The 18565-nt window shown below is 70.4% G+C and carries 15 protein-coding genes; 7 read left to right on the plus strand and 8 right to left on the minus strand.

What is annotated here, in order from left to right:
• The first annotated feature begins 7 nt into the window (after window positions 1-7).
• Window positions 8-448, plus strand: a complete 441-nt coding sequence (locus tag ACLBXX_RS01975; protein ID WP_387137578.1) for a SufE family protein — start codon at window positions 8-10, stop codon at window positions 446-448.
• Between the two features lie 16 nt (window positions 449-464).
• Here ACLBXX_RS01975 and ACLBXX_RS01980 read toward each other — a convergent pair whose 3' ends face one another.
• Window positions 465-1718 carry an alpha/beta hydrolase family protein gene (locus tag ACLBXX_RS01980; RefSeq protein ID WP_447656578.1) on the minus strand — a complete coding sequence of 418 codons (1254 nt, stop codon included), beginning with the start codon at window positions 1716-1718 and terminating at the stop codon, window positions 465-467.
• A gap of 25 nt (window positions 1719-1743) precedes the next feature.
• Between ACLBXX_RS01980 and ACLBXX_RS01985 the strand changes: the two genes are divergently transcribed.
• From ACLBXX_RS01985 to ACLBXX_RS02000, 4 genes are all read left to right on the plus strand, one after another.
• Window positions 1744-2334 carry a DUF3000 domain-containing protein gene (locus ACLBXX_RS01985; RefSeq protein WP_387137572.1) on the plus strand — a complete coding sequence of 197 codons (591 nt, stop codon included), beginning with the start codon at window positions 1744-1746 and terminating at the stop codon, window positions 2332-2334.
• On the plus strand, window positions 2327-3526 hold the full coding sequence (locus ACLBXX_RS01990) for a ribonuclease D (RefSeq protein WP_447656579.1): 1200 nt from the start codon (window positions 2327-2329) through the stop codon (window positions 3524-3526). Before ACLBXX_RS01985 ends, ACLBXX_RS01990 begins: the two co-directional genes overlap by 8 nt.
• 72 nt (window positions 3527-3598) lie before the next feature.
• Window positions 3599-4804, plus strand: coding sequence for a thiolase family protein (locus tag ACLBXX_RS01995; RefSeq protein ID WP_447656580.1), 1206 nt, complete (start codon window positions 3599-3601; stop codon window positions 4802-4804).
• A gap of 6 nt (window positions 4805-4810) precedes the next feature.
• Entirely contained in the window at window positions 4811-6955 is a 2145-nt protein-coding gene (locus ACLBXX_RS02000; protein ID WP_447656581.1) for a 3-hydroxyacyl-CoA dehydrogenase NAD-binding domain-containing protein, read from the plus strand.
• A gap of 67 nt (window positions 6956-7022) precedes the next feature.
• Here the strand turns inward: ACLBXX_RS02000 and pepN are convergent, their stop codons facing one another.
• The 6 genes from pepN to dut all read right to left on the minus strand — a co-directional run bounded on the left by pepN (window position 7023) and on the right by dut (window position 16468).
• Complete coding sequence (gene pepN / locus ACLBXX_RS02005) at window positions 7023-9530, minus strand: aminopeptidase N (RefSeq protein WP_447656582.1); 2508 nt, start codon at window positions 9528-9530, stop codon at window positions 7023-7025.
• A gap of 82 nt (window positions 9531-9612) precedes the next feature.
• Complete coding sequence (gene dxs / locus ACLBXX_RS02010; protein ID WP_447656583.1) at window positions 9613-11571, minus strand: 1-deoxy-D-xylulose-5-phosphate synthase; 1959 nt, start codon at window positions 11569-11571, stop codon at window positions 9613-9615.
• Between the two features lie 98 nt (window positions 11572-11669).
• Window positions 11670-14504 (minus strand): aconitate hydratase AcnA, encoded by a 2835-nt coding sequence (gene acnA, locus ACLBXX_RS02015; RefSeq protein ID WP_447656584.1) that lies wholly within the window; start codon window positions 14502-14504, stop codon window positions 11670-11672.
• Between the two features lie 133 nt (window positions 14505-14637).
• Window positions 14638-15423, minus strand: coding sequence for a DUF3159 domain-containing protein (locus tag ACLBXX_RS02020; RefSeq protein ID WP_447656585.1), 786 nt, complete (start codon window positions 15421-15423; stop codon window positions 14638-14640).
• Complete coding sequence (locus tag ACLBXX_RS02025; RefSeq protein WP_387137549.1) at window positions 15420-16019, minus strand: DUF3710 domain-containing protein; 600 nt, start codon at window positions 16017-16019, stop codon at window positions 15420-15422. Before ACLBXX_RS02025 ends, ACLBXX_RS02020 begins: the two co-directional genes overlap by 4 nt.
• The gene (gene dut, locus ACLBXX_RS02030; RefSeq protein ID WP_447656586.1) at window positions 16016-16468 is read right to left on the minus strand and encodes a dUTP diphosphatase; all 453 of its coding nucleotides are present in this window, start codon (window positions 16466-16468) and stop codon (window positions 16016-16018) included. The genes ACLBXX_RS02025 and dut overlap by 4 nt, the downstream gene beginning before the upstream one ends.
• Window positions 16469-16492: 24 nt before the next feature.
• Here dut and ACLBXX_RS02035 point away from each other — a divergent pair, with 24 nt between their 5' ends.
• Window positions 16493-16984, plus strand: coding sequence for a DUF3093 domain-containing protein (locus ACLBXX_RS02035; RefSeq protein WP_447656587.1), 492 nt, complete (start codon window positions 16493-16495; stop codon window positions 16982-16984).
• Here ACLBXX_RS02035 and ACLBXX_RS02040 read toward each other — a convergent pair.
• Entirely contained in the window at window positions 16959-17252 is a 294-nt protein-coding gene (locus tag ACLBXX_RS02040) for a DUF4193 domain-containing protein (RefSeq protein WP_045302586.1), read from the minus strand. The two genes, ACLBXX_RS02035 and ACLBXX_RS02040, sit on opposite strands and share 26 nt — an antisense overlap.
• Before the next feature lie 262 nt (window positions 17253-17514).
• On the opposite strand from ACLBXX_RS02040, the gene sepH reads away from it, so the two are divergent.
• A complete protein-coding gene (sepH, locus tag ACLBXX_RS02045) occupies window positions 17515-18558 on the plus strand; it encodes a septation protein SepH (RefSeq protein WP_447656588.1) in 1044 nt (347 codons plus the stop codon).
• Window positions 18559-18565: the final 7 nt, after the last annotated feature.

Below are 18565 nucleotides of genomic sequence, written 5' to 3' on the forward strand. Positions count from 1 at the left end.
GGCGGGGATGACCGACACCGCACTGCCCGACCGTCTCGCCGAGATCCGCGACGAGTTCCTCGAGCTGCCCGAGCCCGATCGGCTGCAGCTGCTGCTCGAGTACTCCTACGAGCTGCCTCCGGTGCCCGCGGAGTACGAGGGTCACCCCGAGCTGTACGAGCGGGTGGTCGAGTGCCAGTCCCCGGTCTTCATCGTCATCGACGTCGACGCCGACGGGACTGTCGCGATGCACGCGACGGCTCCGCCGGAGGCGCCGACGACTCGCGGCTTCGCGAGCATCCTGGCGCAGGGTCTCACCGGCCTCACGGCTGCCGAGGTGCTCGCGGTGCCCGGCGACTTCCCGCAGACGCTGGGTCTGACCCGGGTCGTGTCGCCGCTGCGCATCTCCGGCATGACGGGGATGCTGCTTCGCGCCCAGCGTCAGGTGCGCGCCAAGACCGCGGTCTGACGCCGAACCGGGCTCGTCAGTCCGCGACGATCCCGTGGGCGGCGAGCCACGTGCCGATGCTGGCGCTCCAGCGCTCCTGGTCGTAGTTCCAGAGCTTCGTGTGCCGCGCCACCTCGAACACCTGCATCTCGACCAGATCCGGACGGGCGGCGACGAGCGCGTGCGACGCATCCGACGGCACGAATCCGTCGTCGTCGCTGTGGAGGATGAGGATCGGATGCCGGAGCTCGGCGGCCCGCGCGACGACGTCGAGCTGATCGAGGCGGATGGCCGCGCCGGTGCGGGTCAGCGGCGACGCCCACTCGGCCTGAAGCGCCTCGATCGCGAGTCGGCTGACCGCGCCCGGGACCCGCTCCGCTTTGGCCTGGTAGTCGAGCACGATCCGCCAGTCGACGACCGGCGACTCGAGGATGAGGCCCGCGATGGCGTCGCCGTGCGCCGAGTTGAGGGCGAGCTGCAGCGCGATCGCGCCGCCCATCGACCAGCCCATGACGATGATCCGGCGTGCACCGCGGCGCCGTGCGAATCCGACCGCCGCGTCGACGTCGCGCCACTCCGTGGCACCCAGCGCATACGTGCCGTTGCGGCTGCGGGGCGCCTCGCCGTCGTTGCGGTACGACACGACGAGCGAGGTGATGCCGAGGCCGTGGAACACCGGCACCGCCCGCAGGCACTCGGCGCGCGTGGTGCCGCGCCCGTGCACCTGGATGACCCAGGTGTCGCCCTCGCCCGCCGGGAACAGCCACGCCGGGCACGGCCCGACCGTCGAGCCGATGAGCTCGGGGGTGAAGGGCAGGTGCAGCTGCTCGGGGTGGTCGTAGTACCAGCCGCTGAACGCAGCCTCGGGAGCGAGGCTCGCGTCGGCGGCGACATGCGTGAGCAGCTTGCGCTTGACGCTGGAGGCGTCCTCCGAGAGCACCGAACCGAGCTTGATGTAGTCGGACGTGCCGCTCGTGAAGAGGCCGTAGCGTCCGGGCAGCTCGGTGTCGGCCGTGCGCGACAACGTGATCGTCTGCGCGGCCGTGTCGAGCGCCAGGATGCGGGTGTCGGCCTGCCGGCGCGCGGGTGTCACGACCTTTCGCGCCATCACGACGGAGCCCGCCGCGAGCGCTCCGAGCACGGCGGCCAGCGCCACGCTCAGCACCGTGAGCGCGGCCTTCACACCGGCGACGAGGGCGGGCGTCCTGCGCCTGCGGCGAGGAGTGAGAGCCTTCGGCCCTCCCGGGTAACTGCGTGCGCCGTCCCATGCGGCGCGCCTGGAGGCGACCATCGAGGCATCACTCTAGTCTGTCCGCGTGAGTGAGCAGCGTCCCCCGGCGGCACCGGGCTCTTTCGAGCAGGCCGCCGAGGCGGTGCGGGCGATCTCGTTCCGCGACGACCTCACCGTCCGTGAGATCGCCGCGCCGCAGGGTCTCGCTCCGAACGCGTTCGCCATCGCGGGCGACGTCCGCCCCGAACCCGACGCCACGGACTCGCCGTACGGCACGGGCCGGCTGGTCCTCCTGCACGACCCGGAGGAGCCGGCGCCGTGGAACGGGCCGTGGCGCATCGTGTGCTTCGCCCAGGCTCCGCTCGAGCCCGAGATCGGCGTCGACCCGCTGCTCGCAGACGTCGCGTGGACCTGGCTCACCGACGCGCTCGAATCACGACGCGCCGCTTTCCATTCAGCCTCCGGCACAGCGACGAAGACCCTCTCCAAGGGGTTCGGCGCACTGGCCGCGGAGGGCGACGGCGCGCAGATAGAACTGCGCGCATCCTGGTCCCCGGAAGGCGCGATCGCTCCGCACGTGGAAGCATGGGCGGAGTTGGTATGCATGCTGGCCGGGCTCCCGCCCGGCTCGGAAGGGATCGCGATGCTCGGTTCGCACAGGTCGCCACGTGGCTGATTACGACGTGATCGACGAGGTCGCGCGCGTCGGAGAGGTCGCGCGGCGCCTGGCCGACGGGGAGGGTCCCGTCGCCGTCGACGTCGAGCGCGCCTCGGGGTTCCGCTACTCGCAGCGGGCGTACCTGGTGCAGGTCTACCGGCGCGGTGCGGGCGTGTTCCTGTTCGATCCCCCGCCGATCGGCGACTTCCGCGCGCTCGAGGACGCCATCGGCGCCGAGGAGTGGGTGCTGCACGCCGCGAGCCAGGACCTGCCGTCACTGCGGGAGATCGGGCTCGAACCGGCGTCCATCTTCGACACCGAGCTCGCCGCCCGCCTCCTCGGTCATGAGCGGGTGGGCCTCGGCGCCGTCGTCGAGGACACGCTGGGCATCACGCTCGCGAAGGCCCACTCCGCATCGGACTGGTCGACGCGACCGCTCCCCCAGTCGTGGCTCGAGTACGCGGCGCTCGACGTCGAGCACCTCGTCGACGTGCGCGACAAGCTGGTCGCAGAGCTCGTGGAGCAGGGCAAGACCGAGTTCGCCGCGGAGGAGTTCCGCGCCGTGCTCGAGCGCGAGCCCAAGCCGCCGCGGGAGGAGCCGTGGCGCCGCCTCTCGGGCCTGCACACGGTGCGAGGCCGCAAGGCCCTGGCGGTGGCCCGCGAGCTTTGGACCGCCCGCGAGGAGTACGCGAGGGAGGAGGATGTCGCGCCCGGCCGCCTCGTCCCCGACCGCGCCCTGGTCGCGGCCGTCCTCGCGGATCCCGCGTCGAAGAGCGCCCTCGCGGCCGTCAAGGACTTCACCGGCCGTGCGAGCCGGTCGCAGCTGGATCGGTGGTGGGCGGCGATCGAAGCCGGACGCGCCGTCACGCAGCTCCCGCTGGAGCGCGCCACCGGCGGCGACACGCTGCCGCCGCCGCGGGCGTGGGCCGATCGCAACCCCGAGGCCGATGCCCGTCTCAAGGCGGCTCGTCCCGTCGTGGAGCAGCGGGCGGAGGAGCTCCACATGCCGACCGAGAACCTCCTCACGCCGGAGCTGCTGCGGCGTGTCGCCTGGACTCCCCCGCAGCCGCTGACCGCGGCATCCATCGGCGAAGCCCTGGCCGCGTTGGGCGCACGATCCTGGCAGATTGCGCAGACCTCACAGGTGATCGCCGATGCCTTTGTGGATTCCGTGCAAGCCGTGTCGGAGGCGTCGGAAACGGCTTCGTAGGTTTCCCCCACCCGATTCCGACCGCTCCACGCGCCCTCCTAGGCTGGCGACATCCCTACTTTTGGAGGCAGAGTGGCCGAGATTTCGGACGTCTTCTTCGTCGATGGCATGCGCACCCCGTTCGGGCGCGCCGGCGAGAAAGGCATGTACTGGAACACCCGCGCGGACGACCTCGCCGTCAAGGCGACGATCGGGCTCATGGAGCGCAACCCGGGCGTTTCCCGGGACCGCATCGACGATGTCGCCATCGCCGCGACCAGCCAGACCGGCGACCAGGGGCTGACCCTCGGCCGCAGTGTCGCGATCCTCGCCGGGCTCCCGCAGACCGTTCCGGGCTTCGCGATCGACCGCATGTGCGCGGGCGCCATGACGAGCGTCACCACGATGGCCGGCTCCATCGGCGTCGGGATGTACGACGTCGCCCTCGCCGGCGGCGTCGAGCACATGGGACACCACCCGATCGGCGGCAACGCCGATCCGAACCCTCGCTTCGTCGCCGAGAAGATGGTGGACCCGGGTGCGCTCAACATGGGCGTCACCGCGGAGCGCATCTTCGACCGGTTCCCGCACTTCACCAAGGAGCGCTCGGACCGCTACGGCATGCTGAGCCAGCAGAAGGCGCAGGCGGCCTACGACGCCGGCAAGATCCAGCCCGACCTCGTGTCGGTCGCCACGAAGGACGCCGACGGCTCCTGGGGTCTCGCCACCGAGGACGAGGGCCGCCGCCCGCAGACCACGATGGAGGACCTCGCAGGTCTGAAGACGCCGTTCCGCCCGCACGGCCGTGTGACGGCGGGCACGTCGTCGCCCCTCACCGACGGTGCGACGATGTCGCTGCTCGCCGGCGGCGGGGCGGTCAAGGAACTGGGCCTGAAGCCCAAGATGAAGCTCGTGTCGTTCGCCTTCGCCGGCGTGCAGCCCGAGATCATGGGCATCGGCCCGATCCCGTCGACCGAGAAGGCCCTCAAGAAGGCCGGCCTGACCATCGGCGACATCGGCCTGTTCGAGCTGAACGAGGCGTTCGCCATCCAGGTGATCTCGCTGCTCGACCACTTCGGCATCGCCGACGACGACCCCCGCGTCAACCAGTGGGGCGGCGCCATCGCGCTCGGCCACCCGCTCGCGGCCTCCGGCGTGCGCCTGATGATCCAGCTCGCGGCCCAGTTCGCCGAGCGCCCCGACGTGCGCTACGGCCTGACCGCGATGTGCGTCGGCCTCGGCCAGGGCGGCTCGGTCATCTGGGAGAACCCGTACTTCGACGGCAAGAAGCGGAAGTAAGCACGAATGACGAACTACGACGACATCGACTTCTCCCCCATCCTCGCCATGACGGAGGGCGAGGTGATCACGCACTCGCGGGTGCGCGACATCCGCCTGCGCTCGGGCAAGGTGCTGGCACTCGTCACCCTCGACAACGGACGCGACCACACGCGCCCGAACACGCTCGGCCCGGCCACGATGTTCCAGCTCGGCGAGACGCTGGACGCGCTGAAGGCGCGCGCGGCCGCCGGCGAGATCCAGGCGGTCGGCATCACCGGCAAGCAGTACATCCTCGCAGCCGGCGCCGACCTCAGCGACATCAGCAAGGTCGGCTCGAAGGACAACGCCCGCATGGTGGCGCAGCTCGGCCACAAGGTGTTCGGTCAGCTCTCCGAGCTGGGCGTGCCCACGTTCGCCTTCGTCAACGGGCTCGCGCTCGGCGGCGGTCTCGAGATCGCGCTCAACAGCACCTACCGGACGGTGGATGCCTCGGCCGCCGCGATCGCACTTCCCGAGGTGTTCCTCGGCATCATCCCCGGCTGGGGCGGCGCCTATCTGCTGCCGAACCTCATCGGCATCGAGAACGCCCTCGAGGTCGTGATCTCGAACCCGCTGAAGCAGAACCGCATGCTGAAGCCCCAGCAGGCGTTCGACTACGGCATCGTCGACGCGATCTTCCCGGCCGCGAACTACCTCGAGGACTCACTGGCGTGGGCCGACGGCGTCCTCGGCGGGAAGATCAAGATCGACCGCAAGAACGAGCCGGGCAAGATCGAGCGTCTCACCAAGTGGCCGATCGCCGTCAAGATGGCCCGCGGCATGCTCGAGTCGAAGATCGGCACGGTGCCGAAGTCCCCGTACGTGGCGCTGGACCTCCTCGACAAGGCGCGGAACGGTTCGAAGGCCGAGGGCTTCGCACGCGAGGACGAGGCTCTCGCCGAGCTCGTCACGGGCGACCAGTTCGCGGCATCCATGTATGCCTTCGATCTGGTGCAGAAGCGCGCCAAGCGTCCGGTCGGCGCCCCCGACAAGGAGCTCGCGAAGAAGGTCACCAAGGTCGGCATCATCGGCGCCGGTCTCATGGCGAGCCAGTTCGCGCTGCTGTTCGTGCGCAAGCTGCAGGTGCCGGTGCTGATCACCGACCTCGACCAGGCGCGCGTCGACAAGGGCGTGGCGTACATCCACGACGAGATCGGCAAGCTCGAGGCGAAGGGGCGCCTCGACGGCGACTCCGCCAACAAGCTGCGCGCTCTGGTCACCGGCACGACCGACAAGAGCCTCTACGCGGACTGCGACTTCGTCATCGAGGCCGTCTTCGAAGAGGTCGGCGTGAAGCAGCAGGTGTTCGGCGAGATCGAGCAGATCATCGCCGAGGACGCGATCCTCGCGACCAACACCTCGTCGCTGTCGGTCGAGGAGATCGGCGCGAAGCTCACCCACCCGGAGCGTCTCGTCGGCTTCCACTTCTTCAACCCGGTCGCGGTCATGCCGCTCATCGAGATCGTGAAGACGCCGCAGACCTCGGACGCCGCGCTCTCGACGGCGTTCGTCGTCGCGAAGAACCTCGGCAAGAACGCGGTGCTCACCGCCGACGCGCCGGGCTTCGTGGTCAACCGCCTGCTGGCCAAGGTCATGGGCGAGGCCGCGCGCGCCGTATACGAGGGCACACCGGTCGCCGACGTCGAGAAGGCGTTCGCTCCCCTCGGACTGCCGATGGGGCCGTTCCAGCTCATCGACCTCGTCGGCTGGAAGGTCGCCGCACACGTGCAGGACACGATGGTGCACGCCTTCCCCGACCGCTTCTACGCGAACGAGAACTTCCACGCGCTCGCGGAGCTCGGCGAGGTCGTCGAGAAGGACAAGGGCGGCCGCGTGACCGGCTGGACCAAGGCCGCCGAGAAGACGCTCAAGCCCGTGGTGGGCTCGTCGCCGGCCCCCGCCGCCGAGATCCTCCGCCGCGTGCAGGACGGCCTCGCGCAGGAGATCAAGCTCATGCTCGACGAGGGCGTGGTCCCCGAGGTCGAGGACATCGACCTCTGCCTCATCCTCGGCGCGGGCTGGCCGTTCATCGACGGCGGTGCGTCGCCGTACCTCGACCGCGAGGGCGCGTCCGACCGCGCCTTCGGCGACACCTTCCACCACCCGGTGATCAAGGGCATCGCGAGCTGACGTCCACGGACAAGGCGACCCCGGGCGTGTGCCCGGGGTCGCCTGCGTTGCAGGAGGGTTCCGATCCTCAGTGTGCCGCCGGCTGCGCGGCGCGCACGCGGAGATCCCGCGCGAGGCCGTCCCGCTGCTCGATCACCAGGCGGCGGAGCGCGGCCGCAGCATCCTGATTCTGCGTCAGCCAGGCATCGACCTGGTCGAGTGAGTCCGATGCGGGGAAGAGCCCGACCACGAGCCGTCGTGCGATCTCGATGCTGCGGGCGGCCCACGTCGGGCGGATCCGGGCGAAGTACTCGTTGTCGAAGTCGGCGATGAGGTCACGACGGTCGCCCGCGCGCACGCCGGCGATGGTCGCCGCGAGGTGGTCGTTGGTCAGGCTCTCGTCGTCCCAGGCCGCGTACCAGGCCGCCTGACGCACGGCGGCGTCCGGCCGCGCGGCCAGCACGGTCCGGTGCGCGATGTGTCCCTGTGCCGACGGATCGCTCGCGAGTTCGGCGTCCGCGTCCTCGGCCGACGCGTGCCCGGTGGCCGCCAGCGCGACGAGCCACGCCCAGCGCAGATCCGGGTCGAGGGCGAGCCCCGCAGGTGCTGCCGCGGTGCCCGCCAGCATGCGCCGGATCTCTCCTGCGCGGTTCGCGGACCGCGCCGCGGCGCCGCCGAGCGCGCGAGCCCAGGCCAGCTGGGCGTCCGAGCCGGGGGCGGCGGCCCACAGCGCTGCCCAGCACGTGTCGAGCCAGGCCTCGGCGAGCGGAGCGCGCGCGTCGGACGCCGCGTAGCGCCCGATCGCGACGGCGGCGTGGGTGATCGCGTCCGTCGTCAGCGCGATGTTCGTCTCGCGGGTGGCGTGATCGCCCGCGATCTCGACGAATCGTGTGACAGGCAGGTTCCCGTCCCGCGTGGAGTTCCAGAGGGCCGCCCAGATCACCGCACGGGCGACGGGATCCTCGATCGACGACAGATGCGCCGCGACCGCGTCGGTCGACGGTGCGTCGAGGCTCACCTTCGCGTAGGTGCGATCGTCGACGTTGGCGAGCACGAGATCGATCCCCGCGGCCGTCGCGCCCTCGAGGGGTGTACGAGGGTCGACGGCCTCGACCTGCAGCGTGCCCCGCCGCACGAGACGTCCATCGCTGACGGTGAAGAGCCCGCAGGTCAGCCGGTGCGGGCGCGGATCGGTCTGCGTCAGCACCAGGTCCCCGGCGTCGCCGCGTTCGATCGCGATCTCCGACACGCCGCTGGTCTGCAGCCACGCGCGGCTCCACGTCGTCAGGTCGCGTCCCGATTCCGCCTCGAGCGCGGACAGCAGGTCGGGCAGCGTGGTGTTGCCGAAGGCGTGGTCGGCGAAGTAGCGCTGCGCGCCGCGGAAGAACGCGTCCTCCCCCACGAAGGCCACGAGCTGCTTGAGTACCGACGCGCCCTTGGCGTACGTGATGCCGTCGAAGTTGAGCTTGGCGGCCTCGAGGTCGGTGATGTCGGCGACGATCGGATGCGTGGTCGGCAGCTGGTCCTGCACGTACGCCCAGCCCTTGCGGCGGCTGGCGAAGGTCACCCAGGCGTCAGGGAAGCCGCCGGCGGCCACGGCGGCGTGGGCGCCCATGAAGTCCGCGAAGGACTCCTTCAGCCACAGGTCGTCCCACCAGCGCATGGTCACCAGGTCGCCGAACCACATGTGCGCCATCTCGTGCAGGATCGTGTTCGCACGGCCCTCGTGCTGCGCCGCCGTCGAGGCACCACGGAAGACGTAGGCCTCGGTGAAAGTCACCAGGCCCGGGTTCTCCATGGCGCCGAGGTTGTACTCGGGCACGAAGATCTGGTCGTACTTGCCCCACGGGTAGGGGTAGGCGAACGCGTGCTCGAAGAACTCCAGGCCGCGCCGGGTGATGTCCAGGATCTCGTCGGCGTCGAGGTGGGGTGCCAGCGAGGCCCGGCAGAGGACGCCGAGCGGCACGGTGCGGTCGTCGCTGCGCCACTCGCCATCGACCCGGTGATAGGGCCCCGCGGCGACGGCCGTGATGTAGCTCGACAGCGGCAGGGTCTCGGCGAATTCGACGCGCACACCGCCGGCGAGGTCCTCGCGCGCGGTCTCCGCGCCGTTCGAGAGGATCTGCCACCCGGACGGCGCGTTCACCGTGAACCGCCACCGCGCCTTCATGTCGGGCTGCTCGAAGACGGGATACACACGTCGCGCGTCGGCGGGCTCGTACTGCGTGTACAGGTAGACCTCGCCGTCGACCGGGTCGCGGAAGCGGTGAAGCCCTTCGCCCGATGTGCTGTACCGGCCGCGTCCCCGTACGGTCACGACATTGTGCGCAGCGAGGCCGTCGATGCGGACGCGGGCGCCGTCCCACTGGACCTCGCGCGCGACGCCGTTGACCGTCACGCTGTCGACGGACTCGCCGAGGAAGTCCAGCCACGTCGCGTCGGTGGCGGCCGCGAAGGTCAGTGTGGCGGTGGTCGGGAAGGTCTGCGTCGCCGGATCCTGCGCGTCACGCACGTCGAGGTCGACCTCGACGGTGTCCAGACGGATGGTGCTCGATCGGGCCGCGGTCTCGTCACGGGTGAGGTTCGCGGAGGTCATGCCCCCATGCTTTCACGCCCGCGCGGTCCCCCTCGGCCGGTCCGGTCCGGGGGGGGGGGGCGTCGGCAGACAACGCCTCGCGCTAGCCGCGCTCCTCGCGGCTGCGGGCGAGGTCCGGCAGTGTCGGGATCTCGGAGGTCTGTGCCCCCCGCGCGACCGGGATGCGGGTGCCCAGCACCTGTGCGACGACATCCTGGGCGATCTTCGCCGGGGTGAGGCCGGCGTCCTCGAGGATCTGCTCGCGACTCGCGTGGTCGATGAACTCGTCGGGCACGCCCAGCTCGTCGACCGCGGTGTCGACCCCCGCCTCGCGCAGCACCTGGCGCACACGCGTGCCGATGCCGCCCACCCGGATGCCGTCCTCGATCGTGATGACGAGGCGATGGGATGCTGCGAGCTCGACGATCGACGGCTGCACCGGGACCACCCAGCGCGGGTCGACGACGGTGGCGCCGATGCCCTGCGCGCGCAGACGCTCGGCGACGTCGACCGCGATGTGCGCCATCGGGCCGATGCCGACGAGCAGCACGTCCTGTGCGTCGGAGCGCACCAGCACGTCCACACCGTCCTCTAGGCGCTCGAGGGCAGGGAGCTCGGGGCTCACGCCGCCCTTCGGGAAGCGGATGACGGTGGGGGCGTCCTCGACGGCGACCGCCTCGTGCAGCTCCTCGCGCAGTCGCGCCTCGTCGCGGGGCACGGCGATGCGGATGTGCGGCACGATCTGCAGCATCGCGAGGTCCCAGATGCCGTGGTGGCTCGGGCCGTCGGGGCCGGTGACGCCGGCGCGGTCCAGCACGAAGGTGACACCCGCACGGTGGAGCGCGACATCCATCAGCACCTGGTCGAATGCGCGGTTCATGAACGTCGCGTAGATGGCGACGACCGGGTGCAGGCCGCCGAACGCGAGGCCTGCGGCCGATGCGACGGCGTGCTGCTCGGCGATCCCGACGTCGTAGACGCGGTCCGGGAAGCGCTGTGCGAACGGCAGGAGGCCGGTCGGCCGCAGCATGGCGGCGGTCATCGCGATGACGTCGTCGCGCTCGTCGCCCACGTGCACCAGCTCGTCGGCGAACACATCGGTCCAGGCGGTGCCGCCCGCGGCGCCGAGCGCCTCGCCCGTGATCGGGTCGATCTTGCCGACGGCGTGGAACTGGTCGGCCTCGTCCTCGAGCGCCGGCGCGTAGCCGCGGCCCTTCTCGGTGATCGCGTGGACGATGACGGGGGCGCCGTACTCCTTGGCGAGCTCGAGGGTCTCGATGAGGGTAGGCAGGTCGTGCCCGTCCACCGGGCCGAGATACTTGATGTCGAGGTTCGAATAGAGCGCGGCGTTGTTCGTGAACCGCGACAGGAATCCGTGCGTGCCGCCGCGCACGCCCCGGTAGACGGCGCGGGCCGCGGGGCCGAGCTTGCGGAACACGGTGTCGGAGCCGCGGTGGAGGTTGCGGTATGCGTCCGCCGTGCGGACGCGGTTGAGGTAGCGCGCCATGCCGCCGATGGTCGGGGCGTAGGAGCGTCCGTTGTCGTTGACGACGATGACGAGGTTGCGGTCGTTGTCGTCGGAGATGTTGTTGAGCGCCTCCCACGTCATGCCGCCGGTGAGCGCGCCGTCGCCGACGACGGCGACCACATGCCGGTCCTTGCGGCCGGTGCGCGTCAGCGCGCGGGAGACGCCGTCCGCCCAGCTCAGCGAGCTGGAGGCGTGGGACGACTCGACGACGTCGTGCGGGCTCTCGGAGCGCTGCGGGTAGCCGGCGAGGCCTTCGCGCGCGCGGAGCTTCGTGAAGTCCTGGCGCCCGGTGAGCAGCTTGTGCACGTAGGACTGGTGGCCCGTGTCGAAGATCATGGGATCGTTCGGCGAGTCGAACACGCGGTGCAGCGCGATCGTCAGCTCGACGACCCCGAGGTTGGGGCCGAGGTGACCGCCCGTGCGTGCGACGTTCTCGACGAGGAAGCCGCGGATCTCGTCCGCGAGCTGCTCGAGCTGATCGAGGCTCAGCGCGTCGAGGTCGCGGGGTCCGGTGATGGACGACAACAGCGACATCCCCGCTCCTTTCCGGCCCCGGAAGGGCCCTGCAAGTCTACCCGGGGCGTGAAGGGGGGACCGGATGCCGCGGCATCCGGTCCCCCGTGAATCACCTGTCAGACCAGCGAACGCAGCACGTACTGCAGGATGCCGCCGTTGCGGTAGTAGTCGGCCTCACCGGGCGTGTCGATGCGGACGACCGCGTCGAACTCGACCGTCTGCTTGCCCTCGGGCGAGAACTCGCTGGGCTCGGCCGTGACCTTGACGGTCTTCGGCGTGACGCCCTCGTTGAGCTGCTCGAGACCCGAGATCGAGACGATCTCGGTGCCGTCCAGGCCCAGCGACTTCCAGCTCTCGCCGGCGGGGAACTGCAGCGGCACGACGCCCATGCCGATGAGGTTCGAGCGGTGGATGCGCTCGAAGCTCTCGGTGATGACCGCCTTCACGCCCAGCAGACTCGTGCCCTTGGCCGCCCAGTCGCGCGACGAGCCGGAGCCGTACTCCTTGCCGCCGAACACGACGAGCGGGGTGCCCTGCGCCTGGTAGTTCTGGCTCGCGTCGTAGATGTACGACTGCGGACCGCCCTCCTGCGTGAAGTCGCGCGTGTACCCGCCCTCGACGATCTGGCCGTCGTTGACGGCGGAGACCAGCTCGTTCTTGAGGCGGATGTTGGCGAAGGTGCCGCGGATCATGACCTCGTGGTTTCCACGGCGCGAGCCGTAGGAGTTGAAGTCCTTCTGCGCGACGCCGTGCTCGGTGAGGTACTGAGCGGCGGGAGTGCCGGCCTTGATGTTGCCGGCGGGCGAGATGTGGTCGGTCGTGACCGAGTCGCCCAGGGTCGCCATCACTCGGGCGCCCGAGATGTCGGCGACGGGGGTCAGATCCATCGACATGCCGTCGAAGTACGGGGCCTTGCGGACGTACGTCGAGTCGGCGTCCCACTCGAACACGGGGCCCTCGGGCGTCGGCAGGTTCTTCCAGCGCTCGTCGCCCTCGAAGACCGTCGCGTACTGCGTGATGAACTGCTCGCGCGAGATCGACGTGTCGATGATCTGCTGGACCTCTTCGGGCGACGGCCAGATGTCCTTGAGGAAGACGTCGTTGCCGTCGGTGTCCTTGCCGAGCGGGTCGGTCTCGAAGTCGAAGTTCATCGAGCCGGCCAGCGCGTACGCGACCACCAGCGGCGGCGAGGCGAGGTAGTTCATCTTCACGTCGGGGCTGATGCGGCCCTCGAAGTTACGGTTGCCCGACAGCACGGCGGTGACGGCGAGGTCGTTCTCATTGATGGCCTCGGAGACCTCTTCGATGAGCGGGCCCGAGTTGCCGATGCAGATCGTGCAGCCGTAGCCGACCGTGAAGAAGTCGAGGCCCTCGAGCGCCTTGTCGAGGCCCGACTTCTCGTAGTAGTCGGTGACGACCTTCGAGCCCGGGCCGAGCGTCGTCTTGACCCACGGCTTGCGCTTGAGGCCCTTGTCGACCGCCTTCTTGGCGAGCAGGCCCGCGGCGATCATGACCGACGGGTTGGACGTGTTCGTGCACGACGTGATGGCGGCGAGCGTCACCGCGCCGTTGTCGAGGATGTACGCCTCGCCATCGGGCGTGGTGACCTTGACCGGCTTCGAGGCCGTCGCGGGCGCACCGCTGTTGATGTGCACCGGGCGCGTCGTGGGCGCCTCCTCGCCGGGCACCGCGCCCGGGTCGGATGCCGGGAACGAGTGCTTCGACTCGAGGTCGACGATGTCGTCGCTCGTCGAGGCCGTCGCGTAGTTCACGATGTCCTTCTCGAACTGCGACTTCGCCTCCGACAGCAGGATGCGGTCCTGCGGGCGCTTGGGTCCGGCGATCGACGGCACGACCGTGCCGAGGTCCAGCTCCATGTACTCGCTGAAGACGAGCTCGCGGGCCGGGTCGTGCCAGAGCGACTGCTCCTTGGCGTACGCCTCGACGAGCGCGACGGCGTCTTCGTCCCGGCCGGTGAGGCGCAGGTAGTCGAGGGTCACGTCGTCGATGGGGAACATCGCGGCGGTCGAGCCGAACTCGGGGCTCATGTTGCCGATGGTGGCGCGGTTCGCGAGCGGCACCGAGGCGACGCCCTCGCCGTAGAACTCGACGAACTTGCCGACGACGCCGTGCTTGCGCAGCATGTCGGTGATCGTGAGCACGACGTCCGTCGCGGTGACGCCGGCCGGGATCGAGCCGGTGAGCTTGAAGCCGACGACGCGCGGGATGAGCATCGACACCGGCTGGCCGAGCATCGCGGCCTCGGCCTCGATGCCTCCGACGCCCCAGCCGAGCACGCCGAGGCCGTTGACCATCGTGGTGTGCGAGTCGGTGCCGACGCAGGTGTCGGGGTAGGCGCGGAGCACGCCGTTCACCTGCCGGTCGTAGATGACCTTCGCGAGGTGCTCGATGTTCACCTGGTGCACGATGCCCGTGCCCGGTGGGACGACCTTGAAGTCGTCGAACGCCGTCTGGCCCCACCGCAGGAACTGGTACCGCTCGCCGTTGCGCTCGTACTCGATCTCGACGTTGCGCTCGAGGGCGTCCTCGCGGCCGAAGAGGTCGGCGATGACCGAGTGGTCGATGACCATCTCGGCGGGCGAGAGCGGGTTGATCCTGCTGGGGTCGCCGCCGAGCGCCGTGACGGCCTCACGCATCGTGGCGAGGTCGACGATGCAGGGGACGCCCGTGAAGTCCTGCATCACGACGCGTGCGGGCGTGAACTGGATCTCGGTGTCGGGCTCCGCGTCGGGGTTCCACGAGCCGAGCGCCTGGATCTGCTCCTTGGTGACGTTGGCGCCGTCCTCGGTGCGCAGCAGATTCTCGAGCAGCACCTTGAGGCTGAACGGGAGCTTCTCGTAGCCCGCGACGGTGTCGACGCGGAAGATCTCGTAGTCGGTGCTGCCGACCGTCAGGGTGCTCTTCGCACCGAAGCTGTCAACCGTGGACACGTCTGTCTCCTTCGTCGGCGGCGGGATCGTGCCGGAGTCCGGCATCCCCATCTTCCCCCGCTCCGAAGCCCTCGGCTAGTGAGGTCGACCTAACGGTTCGGGAGAAATTTATCTTGATGTCGAGATAAATGTATCACTTCGGGGCGCGCGGGTAGAGCGCGCGCACGGCGAGCCATGTGACCGCGACCAAGGGCGCGAAGAGCGGCAGGCCCATGATCAGCTTGATCGTGCCGAGCGCGGCGACGTCGCCCGCGAAGTACAGCGGGAGCTGCACGATCAGGCGGAGCGCGAAGAGGCCTGCCCACGCGATCGAGAGCCAGAAGAAGACGCGTCGCTTGCGCTTGTCGGCGCGCCAGGCGGTGCCCTCCCCCATCAGGAAGCCGACGGCCAGGCCGATGAGCGGCCACCCGATGAGAGCCGACACGAGGAAGGCGGTGCCGTACAGCGTGTTGGTGAGGAAGCCCGGGATGAAGCTGTCCTCTCCCCTGCCGGTCCACAGCGACAGGCCCGCCGCCGCGGCCGCGGCGATCAGGCCGCCGATCGCGGCGCTCGCGGACTGCCGCTGGATCAGGCGCACGATCGTGAAGACCGCGGCGAGACCGACCGACAGCGCGAGGCTGAGGGGCAGGTTCCCCGACTTCGCCTCGGCGTCGTAGGTGGCCGTCCAGGCGACGAGGAACACGACGCCCGGAAGGACGGATTCGAGGATGCCGCGCCAGCCGCCCATCGCGGCCCACACGACGTGCCCGGTGGTCTTGCCCTCGGCCGGGTCGAGGCCGGCGCGACGCGCGGCACCTCCCAGGGCGGCGCCGAGCATCTCGGACGCGGAGGGTGCGGCATCCGGTGTCCCCTCGGAGGGGCCGGCCGCACCGCTCGCGCGGGATTCCGACGCGTCGTCGGGGCGCGAGGGGTCGCTCACGCCGAGCCCGGCGTCGCCGGCATCTTCAGCGGGATGAGGTCGCGGGGCGGCATCGGCGAGCCGCCGCGGACCACGACGATCGACCGGAACAGGTCCTCGACGGCGGCCGCCGCCTCGACGTCGGCCGTCGCTGCACCGCCGATCACGCCGCGCAGGAACCAGCGCGGGCCGTCGACGCCGACGAAGCGCGCGAGGCGCTTGCCCGCGGTGCCGTCGGGACCGGCGATCACCGGCACCTCGGCGAGGAGCTCCGGACCCAGCGGCCCCTCGCGCTCCTCGACGCGGCCGCCCTGCTGGCGGATCTGCTGGCGGATCTGCTCGCGCGTCTCCTCCCACAGGCCGGCCGAGCGCGGTGCCGCGAACGGCTGCACCTGGAGGGTCGAGTCGGCGTAGTCGAGGCCGACGGCGACGATGCGCTTGGTCTGCTCCTCGACTTCGAGGCGCAGGTTCAGGCCCTCACGAGGGAGGATCTTGATCCCGCCGAGATCGATGTAGGGGCGGACCGGGTTGGCCTCGGACTCGTCGAACGGGCCGGTCGTGGCGCGGTCGTCGGGTGCGACCTTGCGCGGGCCGTCGACGGATGAGGGGTCGGTCATGCGAGGACTCCGTCCTTCTGGTAGCCCGTGGAGCCGAAGCCGCCCTCGCCGCGCACGCTGTCGGGCAGGGTTTCCACGGGGATGAATACGGCGCGCGGCACCGGCATCACGATGATCTGCGCGATGCGGTCGCCCACGGCGATGTCGTGTGCCTGCGCCCGATCGGTGTTCTGCAGGATCACCTTGATCTCGCCGCGGTAGCCGGCGTCGATCGTGCCGGGCGCGTTGACGACGGTGATCCCGTGCTTGGCCGCCAGGCCGCTGCGCGGGACCACGAAGGCGACATACCCCTCGGGCAGCGCGATCCGCACGCCGGTGCCGACGAGGGCACGCTCACCGGGCTCGAGGCGCACCGCCTCGGCTGCGACGAGGTCGGCTCCGGCGTCCCCAGGGTGCGCGTACACCGGGACGTCGGGGGCGATAATGGGGACGTCCACCGTTTCAGTCACCCAACGAGGGTAATGCAGAACTCAATGCCTCACGCCGGTGCCCGAACCGGCCGTGCCGACGCCTATCGCGAGCGGCTCGGCCCATCGCTGTGGATCCTGGTCGCTGCGGGAATGGCGGCGCCGATGGCGGCGCTCGTCGTCACGCCGATCGACACGACGATCGCCCTGATCGTGGGCGCCGTCGTCGGCGTCCTGCTGATCGCGCTGCTGATCCTGGCGGCACCCGTCGTCGAGGTCCGCGACGGAGAGCTGAGGGCCGGGCGTGCGCACATCGGTGTCGAGTACCTCGGCGACGGCGAGGTGCATGTCGGGGAGGACGCGCGCCATGCGCGCGGTGCGGGTCTCGACCCGCGGTCGTGGCATCTCATCCGGGGCGGGATCGACGGGGTCGTCGTGCTCCCGGTGACGGATGCCGATGATCCGACGACCGCGTGGGTCATCTCCTCGCGGACGCCGGACCGGCTGGCCGCCGCAGTGCGGCGGGCTCAGATCACGCGGCGCACTCAGTACAGATAGGGCCGTCTGCGGTCTCGTGATCGAGCTGCGAGCGGTGCTTCACGAGGAAGCAGTTCGAACAGGTGAACTCGTCCTCCTGTGCGGGGAGAACGACGACGTCGAGCTCGAGGTCCGACAGGTCGGCACCAGGCAGCTCGAAGCCCGACGGGTTGTCGGCGTCCTCCACGTCGACCGAGCCCGAGAGCTTGTCGGGAACGCGCTCCTTGAGCGCCTCGATCGACTCGCTGTCGTCCTCGGTCTTGCGGGGGGCGTCGTAATCGGTGGCCATGCGTGAAGATCTCAACTTCCGGGTATTCGCGGTTGCGCTCGCCCTTGCGGGCGGCGATAGTTTGCACGACCATTCCCCTTTTCGCAAATGCGATCCGGCGCCATCCTGACCGTGCGTTCGCGTGAAACTCGCGGCACGCGCGGGATATTCCCGGTCGTCGTGGTGCGCTGTGACACCATGGGGCGGACAGGCGGGCTCTGAAGCCGTGAGTCCGCCGGGAAAGCGCAGCCAAGAGCCGGCACGAGAAGCAGGGAGCGTCCGCATGGAACAGCTCAAAGTCATCGGAACCGAGGACGACAAGCTCATCCTGGCGACGGAGTCCGGCGAGAGATTCACGCTCGAGGTCGACGACGTCCTCCGCGGTGAGCTGCGCAAGGCGCGCCGCGAGCGCGAGTCCGACGTGCAGACGCCGCGCCCCAGTCCCCGCGAGATCCAGGCCCACATCCGGTCGGGGCTGTCCGCGCGGGAGGTCGCCGAACTCCTCGGTGCCCGCGTCGAGGACATCGTGCGCTTCGAGGGCCCCGTGCTCGCCGAGCGGGAGCACATCGTCGGTCAGGCGCTGGCGGTTCCGGTGCTGCTCGGCGGCGATTTCGAAGGTGACGGACAGACGACGTTCGGCTCCGCGGTGCGTGCCAAGCTCGCCGAGGCCGGAGCGATCGGCGAACGGTGGACCAGCTGGAAAGAGCCGACCGGCTGGACCGTCAAGCTGGAGTTCACCTCGAACGACATCGGCCACGACGCCCGCTGGGGCTTCGACCCTCGCCGCAGCACGCTGTCGCCGCTGAACGCCGACGCCATCCAGCTGTCCCGCCAGGGGTCGCTCCCCGAGGGGCTCATCCCCCGGCTCCGCGCCCTGGACGCGGTGCCCCCGAAGGACGACTCCCGCTTCGACAGCGGAGCGTTCGGCCCGCGCCGCCTCCCCGACGCCGACATCGAGTCGCCCGAGATCCCGTCCCCCGCCGCGCCTGCCGTGCAGGAGGCCGCCATCAAGCGCGCCACCGAGCCCGCCGTCGTGACCTCGGCCGAGACCGCCGATCTGCTCGAGGCGCTGCGTCGCCGCCGCGGCCAGCGCGAGCCGCTTCCGGGGGCCGAAGAGGTCGCATCGGCGCCCCGCTCGTCCGCCCCGGTCGCGCTGTTCGACGCGCTCGAGCCGGGCTACGACGAATCGGCGTCCGAAGAGGAGCCGACGGCGTCCGAATTCCAGGCACCCACTCCGGCCGCCGTCGCCGAGGCCGGCCGGCGCAAGGGGCGCACGTCGATGCCGTCGTGGGACGAGATCGTCTTCGGCGCCCGCTCCGACGACTGACGGCGGG

The organism is Microbacterium sp. C23T (genome assembly GCF_053345975.1).

Excerpts from the sequence above, each read along its gene's own strand:
- ACLBXX_RS01975 (WP_387137578.1), top strand. The coding sequence starts at position 8 with ATGACCGACACCGCACTGCCCGACCGTCTCGCCGAGATCCGCGACGAG.
- ACLBXX_RS01980 (WP_447656578.1), bottom strand. The coding sequence starts at position 1,718 with ATGGTCGCCTCCAGGCGCGCCGCATGGGACGGCGCACGCAGTTACCCG.
- ACLBXX_RS02000 (WP_447656581.1), top strand. The coding sequence starts at position 4,811 with ATGACGAACTACGACGACATCGACTTCTCCCCCATCCTCGCCATGACG.
- pepN (WP_447656582.1), bottom strand. The coding sequence starts at position 9,530 with ATGACCTCCGCGAACCTCACCCGTGACGAGACCGCGGCCCGATCGAGC.
- dxs (WP_447656583.1), bottom strand. The coding sequence starts at position 11,571 with ATGTCGCTGTTGTCGTCCATCACCGGACCCCGCGACCTCGACGCGCTG.
- ACLBXX_RS02025 (WP_387137549.1), bottom strand. The coding sequence starts at position 16,019 with ATGACCGACCCCTCATCCGTCGACGGCCCGCGCAAGGTCGCACCCGAC.
- ACLBXX_RS02035 (WP_447656587.1), top strand. The coding sequence starts at position 16,493 with ATGCCTCACGCCGGTGCCCGAACCGGCCGTGCCGACGCCTATCGCGAG.
- ACLBXX_RS02040 (WP_045302586.1), bottom strand. The coding sequence starts at position 17,252 with ATGGCCACCGATTACGACGCCCCCCGCAAGACCGAGGACGACAGCGAG.
- sepH (WP_447656588.1), top strand. The coding sequence starts at position 17,515 with ATGGAACAGCTCAAAGTCATCGGAACCGAGGACGACAAGCTCATCCTG.